The sequence below is a fragment of the Methylobacterium oxalidis genome (assembly GCF_007992195.1).
Lineage (GTDB): Bacteria > Pseudomonadota > Alphaproteobacteria > Rhizobiales > Beijerinckiaceae > Methylobacterium > Methylobacterium oxalidis.
This window is the reverse complement of the sequence record NZ_BJZU01000061.1, coordinates 13108-28319: the sequence shown is the minus strand read 5'-3', so window position 1 is coordinate 28319 and position 15212 is coordinate 13108. Positions and strand designations below refer to the sequence as shown.

Annotated in this window: 13 protein-coding genes; 7 read left to right on the top strand and 6 right to left on the bottom strand. The window is 71.0% G+C overall.

What is annotated here, in order from left to right; genetic code table 11:
* Positions 1-28: 28 nt before the first annotated feature.
* Positions 29-418, bottom strand: coding sequence for a hypothetical protein (locus MOX02_RS15150; protein WP_238179455.1), 390 nt, complete (start codon positions 416-418; stop codon positions 29-31).
* Between the two features lie 178 nt (positions 419-596).
* Between MOX02_RS15150 and MOX02_RS15145 the strand changes: the two genes are divergently transcribed.
* Entirely contained in the window at positions 597-2363 is a 1767-nt protein-coding gene (locus tag MOX02_RS15145; RefSeq protein ID WP_147026674.1) for a PHA/PHB synthase family protein, read from the top strand.
* Between the two features lie 86 nt (positions 2364-2449).
* On the opposite strand, the gene MOX02_RS15140 is transcribed toward MOX02_RS15145, so the two are convergent.
* Positions 2450-3802 (bottom strand): OmpP1/FadL family transporter, encoded by a 1353-nt coding sequence (locus MOX02_RS15140; protein ID WP_147026624.1) that lies wholly within the window; start codon positions 3800-3802, stop codon positions 2450-2452.
* A gap of 421 nt (positions 3803-4223) precedes the next feature.
* Here MOX02_RS15140 and MOX02_RS15135 point away from each other — a divergent pair, with 421 nt between their 5' ends.
* Positions 4224-5108 (top strand): fumarylacetoacetate hydrolase family protein, encoded by an 885-nt coding sequence (locus MOX02_RS15135; protein ID WP_147026623.1) that lies wholly within the window; start codon positions 4224-4226, stop codon positions 5106-5108.
* Between the two features lie 66 nt (positions 5109-5174).
* Positions 5175-6185: a biotin synthase BioB gene (bioB, locus tag MOX02_RS15130; RefSeq protein WP_147026622.1), complete on the top strand. Its 1011-nt coding sequence runs from the start codon at positions 5175-5177 to the stop codon at positions 6183-6185.
* Positions 6186-6212: 27 nt separating this feature from the next.
* Here bioB and MOX02_RS15125 read toward each other — a convergent pair whose 3' ends face one another.
* From MOX02_RS15125 to mnmA, 4 genes are all read right to left on the bottom strand, one after another.
* A complete protein-coding gene (locus tag MOX02_RS15125) occupies positions 6213-7712 on the bottom strand; it encodes a sensor histidine kinase (protein WP_147026621.1) in 1500 nt (499 codons plus the stop codon).
* Between the two features lie 306 nt (positions 7713-8018).
* On the bottom strand, positions 8019-8723 hold the full coding sequence (locus MOX02_RS15120) for a TVP38/TMEM64 family protein (protein ID WP_147026673.1): 705 nt from the start codon (positions 8721-8723) through the stop codon (positions 8019-8021).
* A 92-nt stretch (positions 8724-8815) separates the two neighbouring features.
* On the bottom strand, positions 8816-9469 hold the full coding sequence (locus tag MOX02_RS15115; RefSeq protein ID WP_147026620.1) for a methyltransferase domain-containing protein: 654 nt from the start codon (positions 9467-9469) through the stop codon (positions 8816-8818).
* Between the two features lie 37 nt (positions 9470-9506).
* Complete coding sequence (mnmA, locus tag MOX02_RS15110; RefSeq protein WP_147026619.1) at positions 9507-10670, bottom strand: tRNA 2-thiouridine(34) synthase MnmA; 1164 nt, start codon at positions 10668-10670, stop codon at positions 9507-9509.
* Positions 10671-10937: 267 nt separating this feature from the next.
* Between mnmA and MOX02_RS32185 the strand changes: the two genes are divergently transcribed.
* From MOX02_RS32185 to fliF, 4 genes are all read left to right on the top strand, one after another.
* Positions 10938-12311 carry a flagellar hook-length control protein FliK gene (locus tag MOX02_RS32185; RefSeq protein WP_238179457.1) on the top strand — a complete coding sequence of 458 codons (1374 nt, stop codon included), beginning with the start codon at positions 10938-10940 and terminating at the stop codon, positions 12309-12311.
* A gap of 10 nt (positions 12312-12321) precedes the next feature.
* Positions 12322-12996 (top strand): flagellar hook assembly protein FlgD, encoded by a 675-nt coding sequence (locus MOX02_RS15100; RefSeq protein WP_147026618.1) that lies wholly within the window; start codon positions 12322-12324, stop codon positions 12994-12996.
* A 104-nt stretch (positions 12997-13100) separates the two neighbouring features.
* A complete protein-coding gene (sciP, locus tag MOX02_RS15095; protein ID WP_055885701.1) occupies positions 13101-13376 on the top strand; it encodes a CtrA inhibitor SciP in 276 nt (91 codons plus the stop codon).
* 216 nt (positions 13377-13592) lie between these two features.
* Entirely contained in the window at positions 13593-15209 is a 1617-nt protein-coding gene (gene fliF, locus MOX02_RS15090; RefSeq protein ID WP_147026617.1) for a flagellar basal-body MS-ring/collar protein FliF, read from the top strand.
* Positions 15210-15212: the final 3 nt, after the last annotated feature.

Sequence of the window (15212 nt, the reverse complement as noted above, 5' to 3'; positions counted from 1 at the left end):
TCGGGGCAGATCCGCCGACCCGGAAAATTCACTCGGCGCCGGCGCCCGGAGCGGCGCCCTGCCCCGTACTCTTGCCGGAGCTCTTGCCAGCGCCCTCGCCAGCGCCCTTGCCGGCCCCTTTGCCCTCCCCTTCCGCGGCGCGCCCGCGCGCCTCGTTGCGGCTGCGGGCGCCCTCGAGCTCGGCCGCGAGCGCCTTCTGGCTCTCCGCCGATTTCGCCCGCACGGGCCGCTGCGGGGCCGAGATGCCGACCGGCAGGTAGTCCCCGCCCCGGCGCGAGGCCGCCACGAAGTCCGGCGTCTCCGGATTCCGCTTCGCCGGCTCGGCGAGCCGCAGCGGGCTCGTGTCCGCGGAGCAGGCGGCCGTCAGCGCCGAAACGAGGAGCGCGACGGCGCTGAGGGCATGTCGGGCTGAGGCCATGTGCGTTCTGTAGCGGTAAACAGATCCGGCGGGGGTGGCGAAAACTTGGGGTGAAGCGTTAATTTGTCGGAAACGAGGCTCCCGGGACTGTAGCGGCGGGCGAGCGTGCCGCCGCGTCCTGAACGCGGCGGAGACAGGGAGAGACAAGCGCGTGACGGAGCATAAGACGCCGGCACAGATGCCCGACTTCGAGGCGCTGTCGCGCAACGCCAGCCAGTTCGTGGAGGAATTCGGCCGCACCGCCGCCACCTACTTCAAGCCGCTCGACGGGGACGGCGTGAAGCCGGGTGCCTCGGACGAGGTCGGCGACGTGGTCCGGACGCTCGGCACGGTGGCCGAGAAATGGCTGTCCGACCCGCAGAAGACGCTGGAGGCGCAGACCGCGCTGAGCGAGGCTTTCGTGAACCTGTGGGGCTCGACCTGGTTTCGGATGCAGGGCGAGAACGCCCCGCCCGTCGCCGTGCCGGAGCCGAGGGACAACCGCTTCGCCCACGCGGAATGGTCGACCAACCCGGTCTTCGACTTCCTGAAGCAGAGCTATCTCATCACCTCCCGCTGGGCGGAGGGGCTCGTGGAGCGGGCCGAGGGAATCGACGAGCACACCCGGCACAAGGCGCAGTTCTACCTGCGGCAGATCGTGGGCGCCCTGTCGCCCTCGAACTTCGTGATGACGAACCCCGAGCTGCTCCGCCACACGCTGGAGGAGGGCGGCGCCAACCTCGTGCGCGGCATGAAGATGCTCGCGGAGGACATCGAGGCGGGCAAGGGCGAACTGCGCGTGCGCCAGACCGACCCGTCCGGCTTCGAGGTCGGCCGGAACGTCGCCGTGACGCCGGGCGAGGTGATCTTCCGCAACGACCTCATGGAATTGATCCAGTACGCGCCCCAGACCGAGACGGTGCTGAAGCGGCCCTTCCTGATCGTGCCGCCCTGGATCAACAAGTTCTACATCCTCGATCTCAACCCCCAGAAGAGCCTCATCAACTGGATGGTCTCGCAGGGGCTGACGGTGTTCTGCATCTCCTGGGTCAACCCGGACGAGCGCCACGCCGACAAGGATTTCGAGAGCTACATGCGGGAGGGCATCGAGGCGGCGATCGACGCGATCGGCATCGCCACGGGCGAGACCGAGGTGGCGGCGGCGGGCTACTGCGTCGGCGGCACGCTGCTCGCCGTGACGCTCGCCATGCAGGCGGCGACCGGCAACCGGCGCATCAGGAGCGCGACGCTCCTCACCACGCAGGTCGATTTCACCCACGCGGGCGACCTGAAGGTCTTCGCCGACGAGGAGCAGATCCAGGGCATCGAGGCGCGCATGAAGCAGCGCGGCTACCTCGACGGCTCGCGCATGGCCAACGCCTTCAACATGCTGCGGCCGAACGACCTGATCTGGTCCTACGTCGTCAACAACTACGTGAAGGGCAAGGCCCCGATGGCCTTCGACCTTCTCTACTGGAATGCCGACGCCACCCGCATGCCCGCGGCCAACCACTCCTTCTACCTGCGCAACTGCTACTTGGAGAACAACCTCTCCAAGGGGAAGATGGTGATCGGCAACGTCCGGCTCGATCTCAAGAAGGTGAAGGTGCCGATCTTCAACCTCGCCACCCGCGAGGACCACATCGCGCCTGCGCGCTCGGTCTTCGAGGGCTCGGCGCGGTTCGGCGGCAAGGTCGATTACGTGCTGGCGGGTTCGGGCCACATCGCGGGCGTCGTGAACCCGCCCGCGAAGCCGAAATACGGCTTCTGGACCGGCGGCCCGGCCACGGGCCGCCTGGAGGACTGGATCGAGGCCGCGACCGAGACCAAGGGCTCGTGGTGGCCCTACTGGTTCGCGTGGCTCGAGAAGCAGGCGCCGGAGCGGGTGCCGGCGCGAAAGCCCGGCGGCGACGCCCTCCCCTCGCTCGGCCCGGCGCCCGGCACCTACGTGCGCATGAAGGCCTGAGGGCGCGAGGCGCGCTCAGCCCCGCGCCACGAGAAAGGCCGGCGGATCGCTCCGCCGGCCCTTCGTTCTCGGATGGGGCGCGGCCCTCAGTACTTGCGCACGAGGGGCGCCGCGGCGACCGGGGCGGCCGGCTCGCCGAAGACGTACCGGAAGCCCACCGAGACGATGTCGGCGCTGCCCTCCGCGACGCCCGCGAAGGTGATCGGGATCGCCGGCGCCGCGATGTAGCGGCTGTCGTAGTCGCGGCCCGGCCCGGCCAGCAGGCGGCCGCGATCCACGAACAGGTGGGAGTAGGCGGCGTTGAGGGTCAGCTTCTCGCTCCAGCGGTAGCTCGCGCCGATCGCCACGTTGATGCGGTCGGCGTCGGGCAGACGGGCCGAGCGGTTGGAGAAGTCGATCGGCGACTGCTCGTAGGAGACGCCGCCGCGCAGCGTCAGTGCCGGCGACCAGTCGTACTCGGCGCCGACCGAGTAGGTGTAGCCGTCCTTGTAGTTCAGCGGCAGGGCCTGGACGGCGGCGCCGGTCACGAGCGAGCGCACCGGGACCACACCGAGCCTCGACCAGTTGTCCCACTCGAAGCCGAAATTGACGCGGGCGACAGGGCTGATCGCCTGGGTGATGCCGAAGCTGAGCTTGTCGGGCGTGTCGAGCACGGCCTTCACGGCCGCCTTCGGCGTGATCAGCGGGTTGATCGGCGGCAGCAGCAGCAGGCCCTCGATGCCGTGGTTGACCGAGGAGCGGTAGCCCACGCCGATCGACGTGCCCGCCCGAGGCGTCACGAGCACGCCCGCCGTGAAGCCGACGCCCCAGGACTCGCCCTTCAGGATGGCGGTCGGCAGGTTGGCGGGCGGGATCAGCGGGCTGAACGGGAAGGCCGATTTCAGGTTGAGCTTGAAGTACTCGAAGGTCGGGCCGGCGGCGACCGAGAGCCACTCGTTGACCTTGTAGCCGATCACCGGGTTGATGTTCAGCGAGAAGATGCGGCTGGAGCGCGCGTAGACCTCGCCGGCCCAGACCGGGTTCGGCTTGGTCACGAGGCCGAAGGGCGCCCCGGTCTGCAGGCCGATCCAGAGCCTGTCGTTCAACTGGTAGGAGGTGGCGCCCGAAGGCACCACGGCGCCCTGGCCGATGTCGCCCGAGTTGCCGAGCGCGGCGAAGCCCGGGCTGGTGCCCGGCTGCGTGCGGATGTCGCCCGACAGGTTGATGAAGGTGAAGTTCTGCTCGCTGATCCAGCCCGGCCGCATCGTCACCGTGGCCGGGTTCCAGAACATGGAGGAGACGCCGCCGGCGCCGGAGGCGGCACCCGCATCCGCGAGGCCCGCCGCGATCGTGCTCTGCTCGCGGATGCCGAACGCACCCGCCGTCGCGTCACCCGCTCCGAGGACGAGCACCGCCCCCGATACACCCGCCAGCGCGAGCGCCCGCACGTTCCCCATCATGTCCGTTCCGCCTTGTTTGTGGCGCTCGACTGCTCCGTCCCCAGAACGGGCGCGACGCCTTAAAACGAAGATTACCGCGCGCCGCGAGACCTCGCAATCCCGCGTTGTGTGCGCTTTCGAACGCAATTATACTACAGAAATACATGACATTACTGAAGATGCTGCTAATCGAGGTGGCGTCTTTTCGCATTCGCGCGATTCGTTCACATCTAAACCTTCTGCACGATTATGCAGGGCGTTTCGCCGAAAGCGCCGGGTCCGGCGTTTTTGTGCAGGTCGTGTGTGGTTCGAGCAACAAACCGGCAACGTGGTCCGACGCGTGATCGCTTGACGGGCGCGACGCGGGAACCACTTGCCGCCGGAAGAGTCAGGGCAGGAGCCTGAAACCCGCCAGGCTGAAACGGTTCGGAGGGCCTCGACGATGAAGCTGGTGCGTCACGGTGAGATCGGGGACGAGAAGCCGGGGCTGATCGACGGAGAGGGCGAATTGCGCGACCTCTCGGGCGTGCTGCGCGACCTGTGCGGGCCGGCCCTCGCCCCGGCCGCACTCGACCGCCTGCGCCTGATCGACCCCGAGACGCTGCCGATGCTGCCGCCGGAGACCCGGCTCGGTCCCTGCGTCGGCGGCACGCGCAATTTCATCGCGGTCGGCCTCAACTACGCCGACCACGCGGAGGAGACCGGCGCGCCGATCCCCTCCGAGCCCATCATCTTCAACAAGGCGCCGTCCTGCCTGTCCGGACCGAACGATCCGGTGATCCTGCCCAAGGGCTCGGCGAAGACGGACTGGGAGGTGGAACTCGCCGTGGTGATCGGCACGCGGGCCTCCTATGTGCACGCCAACGAGGCGCTGAACTACGTGGCCGGAATCTGCGTCTGCAACGATCTCTCGGAGCGGGAGTACCAGTTCGACCGCGGCGGCACCTGGACCAAAGGCAAGGGCTGCCCGACCTTCGGGCCGCTCGGCCCCTGGCTCGTCACCCTCGACGAGGTGCCCGACCTGAAGCGGCTGAACCTCTGGCTCGACGTGAACGGCGAGCGGATGCAGTCGGGCTCGACCGGCACGATGATCTTCGACGTGCCCCAGATCGTCGCCTATCTCTCGCACTTCATGATGCTGGAGCCGGGCGACGTCATCACCACGGGCACGCCGCCCGGCGTCGGCCTCGGACGCAAGCCGCCGCGCTACCTGCAGAGCGGCGACGTGGTGACCCTCGGCATCGACGGCCTCGGCGAGCAGCGTCAGGAGGTGGTGGCCTTCGACGACTGGACCGCCAAGGTCGCGGCGGGCGAGCCCACGAACTGAGGGGCGAAGCGCGGCCGTCGGGCGGGGCCGGCTTGATTTTCCGGCCGAGTTCCGCTGGATGGGGCCATGACGCTCTCTCCGGCTCCCCTGCCCGCTTCCGCGCGCCCCGACATCCGCCACGACTGGACGGTCGCCGAGATCCAGGCCATCCACGACCTGCCGCTCCTCGACCTCGTCTATCGGGCGGCCGCGATGCACCGGGCCCACAACGACCCGGCCGACATCCAGCGGGCGAGCTTGCTCTCGATCAAGACGGGCGGCTGCCCCGAGGATTGCGCCTACTGCCCGCAATCCGCCCACCACAAGGGCGCCGGGCTCGCGCGCGAGCGGCTGATGCCGGTCGACGCCGTGCTGCGCGAGGCGGCGGCCGCCAAGGCGGCGGGCGCGCACCGCTTCTGCATGGGCGCGGCGTGGCGCCAGCCGAAGGACGGGCCTGAGTTCGACGCGGTGCTCGCCATGGTGCGGGGCGTGCGCGGGCTCGGCATGGAAGCCTGCGTGACGCTCGGCATGCTGACGGCCTCCCAGGCGCAGCGGCTCGCCGAGGCCGGGCTCACCTCCTACAACCACAACCTCGATACTGGCCCGGACTTCTACGGGGACATCATCTCGACCCGGACCTACGAGGACCGCCTGCGCACGCTGGAGAACGTGCGCGAGGCCGGCATCGGGGTCTGCTGCGGCGGCATCGTCGGCATGGGCGAGGGCGTGACCGACCGGGCCGCCATGCTGCAGGTGCTGGCCAACCACGCGCCGCATCCCGAGAGCGTGCCGATCAACGCCCTCGTCGCCGTCGAGGGGACGCCCCTGGCGGAGCGGCCCGCGGTCGACCCGCTCGACCTCGTGCGCATGTGCGCCACAGCCCGCATCGTGATGCCGCGCGCCCGCGTGCGCCTCAGCGCCGGCCGTCGGGATCTCACTCGCGAGGCGCAGATCCTCTGCTTCCTGGCCGGCGCCAATTCGATCTTCTACGGCGAGCGCCTGCTCACCACGGCGAACAACGAGACGGACGCGGACGCGGAACTCCTGCGCGACATCGGCGTGCGGGTGCCGGATATCACCCTCGCCGCCGCGGAGTGAGCGCTCGCGGGGGCGCCCTGCTCCGCCTCAGCGCGCCTCCTTCGGACCGGGCACCCAGTCCGGCACGGTGATCCGGAAGCTCGCGCCCGGAACCCCGTCCTCCAGGCGCAATGTGCCGCCGTTGAGCTGGACGAGCTCAGCCGCGATCGCGAGGCCGAGGCCGGTGCCGCCCGCCCGCATCGACCCCTGGAAGGGCGCGAACAGATGGGCCTTGGCCCGCTCCGGCAGGCCGGGGCCGTTGTCCGAGACGCGGATCGTCACGAAGCCCGAGCCGACGCCGCCGTGACGGGTGGCCGTGACCCGCACCTCCGGCGATTCCTGCCCGGCGCCGGCCGCGTCGAGGGCCTGCACGGCGTTGCGCACGAGGTTGGTCAGCGCCCGCGAGAGCTGTTCCGGGTCGGCGCAGATCTGGAGGCCGGGCGGCACCTGCTCGCGCACGTTCACCCGCGACATCGTCGAGAGGCCGGCGAGTTCGGGCAGCTCGGCCAGGATCGGCTGGAGGAGGACGAGGCGGCGCTGCGGGTGCCGCTCGGTCGCGCGTCCGTAGGCGAGGGTCGCCTCGCAGAAGCGGATCGCCCGGCCGAGCGTCGCCACGAGGCGCGGCGCAACGCGCTGCACCGTCGGGTCGGCGGCCCCTTCGAGCCGGTCCACCAGCAGCTGGGCCGTTGTGAGCAGATTCCTCAATTCGTGGTTGATCTTGCTCACGGCGAGACCGAGCTCGGCGAGCCGCCGCTTCTCGCGCAACTCGCCCGCGAGCGCCTGCTCCATGCGGGCGAGCGCCGTCTCGGCATGCCCGATCTCGTCCGTGCGGCGGGAGGGCTCGATCACCCGCTCCAGGCTCTCCGGATCGTCAGCGAAGGCGGTGATGTTGTTGGCAAGCCGGCGCACGGGGGCGACGATCACCCGCTGCAGCACGATGAAGACGAGGCCCGCCGCGGCGCCCGCGATGATCAGCGACGAGAGCAGGAGCCGGATCGAGAAGTCGACGATCGCCGTGCGCAGCGGCGCCTCGTCGATCAGGATCTCGACCACGTCGAAGCCGTCGCGCCCCTGCCCCACCACGCGCAGCGGCTCCTCGCCGGGGGCGATCAGGGTCCGCCAGGAGCCGTGGAACGAGTCCCACCAGGAATCGTCGCGCAGATCGACCGTCTCGACGACGCCCTCCGGCATCGCCTCGTTGGAGAGGAGGCGGCGGGTGCCGCCGCCGCTGACCACGATGGCCCGGGCGCCGACGCCGGCCAGGAGGCGGCGGGACAATTCCTCGGACACCGTCTGGCCAGGGGCGGCATCGAGGACGGTCGCGGCGACCTGCGCGGCCGCGATCCGGTCCGAGAGCCAGCCCAGGCGGTAGCTCGCCACCGCCGGCACGTAGATCAGGATCTCGGCGACGGCGACGAAGGCGACGGTGATCAGGAACAGACGGCCGGACAGGCCGAAATGACGCCCGAGGCCGCGCGCCGATGCGACCTCCGCCGGCGGGCCGAGGATCGGTGCCGTCTCGGTCTCCGAACTCGTACTCACGCCCATCTCGATCCCTGTCGGATCCTGTGTGCCCTCTTGCCTGCTGCCACCCGGAATGCACTGAGATGTGCGCGCCCTGCCGCGGTACACGGGCAATCGACCTACCCCCGCCCGCAAGCAATTGTCAGATCAGCGGGGACCTTCGTACGCGCCCGAAAGCGCGGCGTCGAGAGGCAAGCTCGACGGGAAAACAGCAGAACTGGTTTGAGCGTATTTCTACTGGTAAAACCAGGGGTTGATGGTACGTTTACATCATTTCCTTAGGTTGTATCAGCGTTCGCACGGGCGTCCGACCCGACACGCGAACCGGCTTCACGGCTCGCCGAGTGGATCCTTGGTGCCGAAGCGGCGCCGCAGGACGACCGAGAGGAGCGCGAAGGCCGCGAGGCTCGCCAGTCCCGCCACCATCTTGGGCGTCACGAGGGCCGAGACGGCGAGCGCCTCGTCGCAGGCGAGGCTGCCGGCGGCACGGCAGGCGGCCTTACCGCTCTCATGGGCTGCCACCACGTCCTCGATCGCGGCGCCTGTCGCCGCGTAGACGAAGGCTCCGGGCAGGAGTCCGAGCATGGTCGCGAGGACGAAGGTGCGCAGCCTGACGCCGCAGGCGGCCGGCGCGAGGTTTGTCATCCAGAACGGGAAGATCGGGAGCAGGCGCAGGAAGGCGATGTAGCCGAAGGCGTCGCGCCGGAACCCCTCGGCGAGGCGGCTCAGCCGCGGTCCTGCGACCCGCCGCAGGAGGTCGCCCGCCGGCCCCCGGCCGATCGAGAACACGATCGCCGCCCCCGTGGTCGCGGAGGCGACGGCGAGGAGCGCGCCCGTGACGATGCCGAACAGGAAGCCGCAGATGATCGTCAGCACCAGCGAGGCCGGCACCGAGAGCACGACCGCGCAGACGTATATCAGCCCGGCCGCCACCACGGCGCGGAAGCGGTCCGCCTCGACGAACCCCTGCAGCCAGGCGCGGGAGGCGAGCAGCCTATCGAGGCTCAGGAGGTGATAGGCACCGGACACCAGCATCGCCAGCGAGGCGAGTGCGAGAATCGCCAGCGGCAGCCAGCGCAAAGCGGCTCGGCCGCGCCTGCCCCCGGACGGCTGCGGCGCCACGGCCCTCAGCCGGCTTTACGCATCCGCAGGATCTTGAAGAACCCTCCCGGGAAAGTCGGGGCGACACCGATGAACTCGACGCCGTTGCGGCGCGCCCACGCCTCGATGCGGGTGGCCTTGAAGTCGGAGGACCAGCCGATCTTCGTGCAGAGAGGCGCCACGATCTCCTCGACGCGCGCCACCGGCCCGTCCGTCTGCCCGAAATGGTTCGCGAGCACGATCATGCCGCCGGGCCGCACCACCCGCAGGAACTCCGAGAGCGCGGCCTCCGGGTCCGGCACCAGCGTGATCAGGAACTGCGCCACCACCGCGTCGAAGGATGCGTCGGCGTAGCCGAGGCGGCAGACATCCATCACCTGCAGGCCGCGGACCTGCGTGAGGCGCCGGCGCTGCACCTTGCGGCGGGCCCGCTTCAGCATGTCCTCGGACAGGTCGACGCCGCAGACGAAGGTGCCGGCCGGGTAGTAGCCGAGCGAGAGCCCGGTGCCGACGCCGGCCTCCAGGATGCGCGGTCCGCAGGCCACGGCGGCCTCGACCGCTGCGCGGGCGGCGGGCTCCGTGAGCTTGTCGTAGACCACGTCGTAGACCGGTGCCCAGCGGGCATAGGCCTTGCGCATCAGGGCGGTGCTCGGCCCGGCCGCCTGCGGCTCGCTCAGCATGGTGCTCTCGGCTTCCTGTCTTCGTGGGGATCGGAACTCAGGCCGCGCGGGCGGCGCCTGCCTGCAACGCGTCGATGCGCCGGATGGTGCCGCCGCCGAGAACCCGCGCCCGGGGGTCGTCGTCGGCGTAGATCGCACAGGCCTGCCCCGGCGAGACCCCATCCTCCGGCGTGGCGAGCGTGACCTCGGTGGTGCCGGTCGTGGGGTCGTGGCTGAGCGTGGCCGGCCGCGGCTCCCGGGTCGAGCGCACGCGCACGGCGACCGGCGCGTCGGCGATCTCCGCGAGCGGCCGCTCGCCCAGCCAGTTCACCGCGTCGAGGCGGATCCGGCTGGTGGCGAGCGCGGCGCGCGGTCCCACGACGACGCGCGCGGTCTCCGGCTCCAGGCGGATGACGTAGAGCGGCTCGCCGACCGCGAGGCGCAGGCCGCGGCGCTGGCCGACCGTGTAGTGGATGATGCCGTCGTGCCGGCCGAGTACCCGACCGCCTGCGTCGACGATGTCGCCCGGGCGGGCCGCGTCGGGGCGCAGCCGCGCGATCACGTCGGCGTAGCGTCCCTGCGGCACGAAGCAGATGTCCTGGCTGTCGGGCTTCTCCGCCACCGCGAGGTCGAGCTCGCGCGCGAGGCGGCGGGTCTCGTCCTTCGGCAGCTCGCCGAGGGGGAAGCGCAGGAAGTCGAGCTGCTCCGGCGTCGTCGCGTAGAGGAAATAGCTCTGGTCGCGGGCCGGATCGAGGGCGCGGTACAGGGCGCGGCGGCTCGACCCCGGCGCCGCCGGCCGGCTCGCCACGTAATGGCCCGTGGCGAGGGCGTCGGCGTCGAGGTCGCGCGCGGTGGCGAGGAGGTCGCGGAACTTGATCGAGCGGTTGCACTCGACGCAGGGAATCGGGGTCTCGCCCGCGAGATAGCTCTCGGCGAAGCGGTCGATCACGGCGTCGCGGAAGCGGTCCTCGTAGTCGAGGACATAGTGCGGGATGCCGAGCCGCTCGGCCACGCGGCGGGCGTCGTGGATGTCCTGGCCGGCGCAGCAGGCGCCCTTGCGATGGGTCGCCGCGCCGTGGTCGTAGAGCTGTAGCGTGATGCCGACGACGTCGTAGCCCTGGCGCTTGAGCAGCCCCGCCACCACCGACGAATCGACGCCGCCCGACATGGCGACGACGACGCGCGTCTCGTGAGGGGGCTTCGGAAGGTCGAGCGAGTTCATCGGGCCAGGGTTCGACGGCGGCCGCGGTCCGCCGCTCCGCATGCCGGGATCTATAGTGACTGTCGCCCACAAGTTCCAGGGAGCGGGCGCAAGCCTTCGCATGTCGGGTGGGATCAGGGCGGCAAATCCTGCCCGGCAGGCGGCAGCTTCCGCCCGGACGCGCAGCCCAGGGGCGCAGACACGTGAAGGAAACTCCTTCCTCTGCAGTGGCTTGGCGCCGGAACCACATGGCCTGTCCCTTGCTGATCCCTCGGCAGGGAGTGTGGCATGGGCTTCTCGGCAGCGGATCTGATGGACGTCGTGGCGCGGCGGCCCGCGCAAAGCGCGGCGCAGGACGCGCGCCCGAGCCGGCCCGTCGCGGCCGCGCGCGAGCGCTTCAACCTCGACGTCGCCGAGCGCGAGCGCCCTGCACCGCGCGCCGCATCGGTCCCGGAGCGGCGGGATTCCGGCCGGACCGGCGACGCGGTCGGCGCGGCGCGCAAGGGCCAGGACGCAGCCGCTCCGAGACCGGCCTCGGCAGACCGCGCCCGCGGACCGGCCACGATCGCGCGGACGCGCGGAGAGCCCGCGTCGGAGCCGACGTCTCGCGCGCCTGCCGACACTTCGCGCGACGTATCGGCGGCTGCGCCGCGCACCGATGCGAATCCGTCCGTGGCCGCGGAGGCGGATCAGGCCGCCACGGTGCTGGCGGAGGCGGCCGAGGCTCAGCACGTCGCCGAGGGCGGCGCGCCCGAGGAGGACGAGGAGACGCCGGAGGCGGACGGGGCCGACGAGGGGCAGCCGGCGGGCGGTCTGTTCGCACTATTGGCCATTCTCCAGCCGTCCCCCGCGGCGCCTCCCCGGTTCGCGGCCGGCGCGGCGATGTCGAAGGCTCCGGCCGGGGAGACCCTTGAGGCGCCTCCGGCCGAGGCTGGCGCGCCGGCTTCGGGCCATCCCCAAACGGTCCCCGGCGCGAAGCCGGAGCCCGGCTCTGCCGCCACGGAAGCCGCGGGCGTCAAGGATCCGCGTCGGGCGGGCGACGGCGCCGACCCGGTGCCGGCCGGCACCGAGACGCAGGGGGAGCCGGGCAAGCTCGATTTCGCCGGACAGCTCGCCACGGCGACCCCCCAGGCGCCGCCCGCCGACCCCCAGTCCTTCGTGAAGGAGGGGCCGGCCGTGCCCGGCCTCCAGGCCCAATCCGCGCAGGGCGCGGAGCGGAGCGCGGCCCAGGCGCATTCCCCTCCGGTGCCGATCGGACAGGTTCCGATGACGATCGGCCTGCGATCGCTGTCCGGGTCGAACCAGTTCGAGATCCGCCTCGACCCTGTCGAGCTCGGACGCGTCGACGTGCGGCTGGAAATCGACAAGGAGCGCGGCACCGTGACGACGCACCTCGTCGTCGAGCGCGTCGAGACCCTCGCCCTGCTCCAGCGGGACGCGAACGGGCTTCAGCAGGCCCTCGCCCAGGCCGGCCTCGACCCGAGCGAGGGCGGCATCAACCTGTCGCTGCGCGGGGACGGGCAGCCCGGCTCCGGCGCCGAGCAGCGCGAGGGGCAGCGCCGTGGCGCGCCGCTCCTCGCTGAGACGCCCGAACTGCGGGGCCTCGACGCCGCGCCCCTGCGCAGCCTGAGGGGCCTGACCGGCCTCGACATCCGGATCTGAGGAGACGAGCATGGCCTCCAGCATCGGCAGCACCACGAGCAGCACCGCGTCGAGCGCCAGCACGACGAGGGCCGACGCGCAGCAGATCGCGGGCAACTTCACGCAGTTCCTGACGCTGCTCACGACGCAGCTCAAGAATCAGAACCCGCTCGACCCGATGGACACCAACCAGTTCACGCAGCAACTGGTGCAGTTCGCGCAGGTCGAGCAGCAGCTGAAGGGCAACGACCGGCTCGACTCGATCCTCACGAACGCGAAGGCCGCGAGCAGTGCCTCGGCCACGAGCTTCATCGGTCAGACGGTGACCTCCGACGGCAAGAGCGCGCAGCTCAAGGATGGGGCGGCCAACTGGACGCTCACCCCCGCCCGCGCTGTCACGAAGGCGACGATCACCATCCTCGACGCCAAGGGCAACGTCGTCGGCACCCAGACGAAGGCGCTCACCGCCGGGGCCCAGAGCTTCACCTGGAACGGCCGGAACTCGGCGGGGCTCTCGGCCGCGGAGGGGCAGTACACGATCAAGGTCGACGCCTTCGACGCCACCGGCCAGAGCGTGGCCGTCGACACGGCGGTGAGCGGCAAGGTGACGGGGGTCGATCTCAGCGGGAGCGAGCCGGTCCTGACGGTCGGTGCGGCGCGGGTTCCGGTGTCGAGCGTGCGCTCGATCTCCAACTTGTCCACATAGCTGGGGAAAATCGAATCATATCCGAGGGATGCGCTTCAACATATTTTAAGCGGACGCAAGTAGCGTCGGAGCACGATAGGTCAGTCGAGTGTAGAGCGTATCTGATGACCGAACCGCACCGCCCGAGAGTGAAGTACGTGATCGGGCCCGATGGCAGCCCCCTGACGATCGCCGATCTGCCACCGACCACGACCCGCCGCTGGGTCATCCGCCGCAAGGCCGAGGTCGTGGCCGCCGTCCGCGGCGGCCTCCTCAGCCTGGAGGAGGCCTGCCAGCGCTACACCCTCACCACCGAGGAGTTCCTGAGCTGGCAGTTCTCCATCGACCAGCACGGGCTCGCCGGGCTGCGCACCACGCGCATCCAGCATTACCGCCACTGAGATCGCGACCGGGATCGTCCTGGCGGGCGGCCCCGCTGGACGATCGCGCTGCGAGGCGGCACCGAGGCCGCGCCCGTTCTGGCGGGCGCGGCCTCGGCCGTTTCCGGCGCGGTCCGAGTGGCCCACCGTTAACCGGGCGCTAACCACGAACCGGGCAACTTTTGCCGAGCGAAGGCGGGCCGTCGGCTGCGCGGCTTGGGGTGGGTGCGTCGCGTCGTGAAGCCGGTTCTCGATCTGGTGACGAAGCTGGGGCCAGCGCGGCTCGCCGCGATGGCGGCGGTGACGCTGACCCTCGTCGGCTTCTTCGCCTTCGTGATCCTGCGGGTCTCGCGCCCCGACATGGGCGTCCTCTTCTCCGATCTCTCGATGCAGGATTCGGGCGCGGTGATCCGCGACCTCGATGCCCGCGGCATCCGCTACGAGACCCGGGGCGATGCCGGCCAGACCATCCTCGCGCCCCGTCCCGACCTCGCCCGCCTGCGCATGGACCTCGCCGGCAAGGGCCTGCCGACTCAGGGCGGCGTCGGCTACGAGATCTTCGACAAGGGCGACGCCTTCTCGTCCACGAACTTCGTCCAGAACGTGAATCACCTGCGGGCTCTGGAGGGCGAGCTCGCCCGCTCGATCCGGGCGATCGGCCGGGTCCAGGCGGCCCGCGTCCATCTCGTCCTGCCCGAGCGGCGCCTGTTCGAGCGTGACCGCGAGGCGCCGAGCGCGGCGATCGTGCTGAAGCTGATGGGCGACCTCGACGCCGGGCAGGTGCGCGCCATCCGCCACCTCGCGGCCTCGGCCGTGGAGGGGCTGAAGCCGGAGCGGGTCTCGATCGTGGACGAACGGGGCCGCCTGCTCGCGGACGGCGCCCGCGGCGCCGACGCCCGGACGGGGGCCGATCTCGAGGAGAAGCAGTCGGGCCTCGAGCGGCGGCTGCGCCTGCAGATCGAGGAGATCGTGGCCGGCATCGTGGGCCAGGGCCGGGCGCGGGTGCAGGTGAGCGCCGAGCTCGACATGAACCGCGTCGAGAGCCGCTCCGAGACCTTCGACCCCGAGAGTCGCGTCGTCCGCTCCAGCCAGACCCGCAACGAGAGCTCGCTCACCGGCGGCGCCGAGGGCCAGGTCACGGTCGGCAACGAGCTGCCCGGTGCAAACCAGCAGGACAAGGCCCCTGCGCAGAAGGACCAGACCAACAAGACCGAGGAGACCACGAACTACGAGATCTCCCGCGTGACGAAGACCGAGGTGGTGGAGGGCGGGCGCCTCAAGCGCCTCTCCGTGGCGGTGGCGCTGGACGGGATCTACGCCCCGGGTCCCGACGGCAAGCCCGCCTATCAGGCGCGGCCCGCCGCCGAGATCGAGCGGATCGCGGCCCTGGTCCGCACCGCGGTCGGATTCGACAAGGCCCGCGGCGATCAGGTCGAGGTGGTCAACCTGCGCTTCGCCGAGGCGCCGGCGGTGCCCGAGTTCGTCGAGACGTCCCTGGTGCAGTCGCTCCTCGCGCCGACCAAGGAGGACGTGCTGCGCGTCGTGGAACTCGGGGTGCTCGCGCTTCTCACGCTCATCGTGCTGATGGCGGTGGTGCGCCCGCTCGTCCGCCGCGTGCTGGAGGCCGAGGCGGCGCCCGCCGCCCTCCTGGCGGCCCCGGCACTCGCGGGGGTGGAGGGCCTGCCCGCCGAGATGCCGGCCCTGTCGCGGGACAATCCCACGGCCCGGCTCGTCGAGTTCGCGAAGATCAACGGGCAGGTGCAGGCCGAGACCGTGCAGCGCGTCGTCGACATGGTCCGTGCGAGCCCGACCGAGACCGTCGAGGTGCTGCGCAACTGGATCCAGGAAAACTGAGAG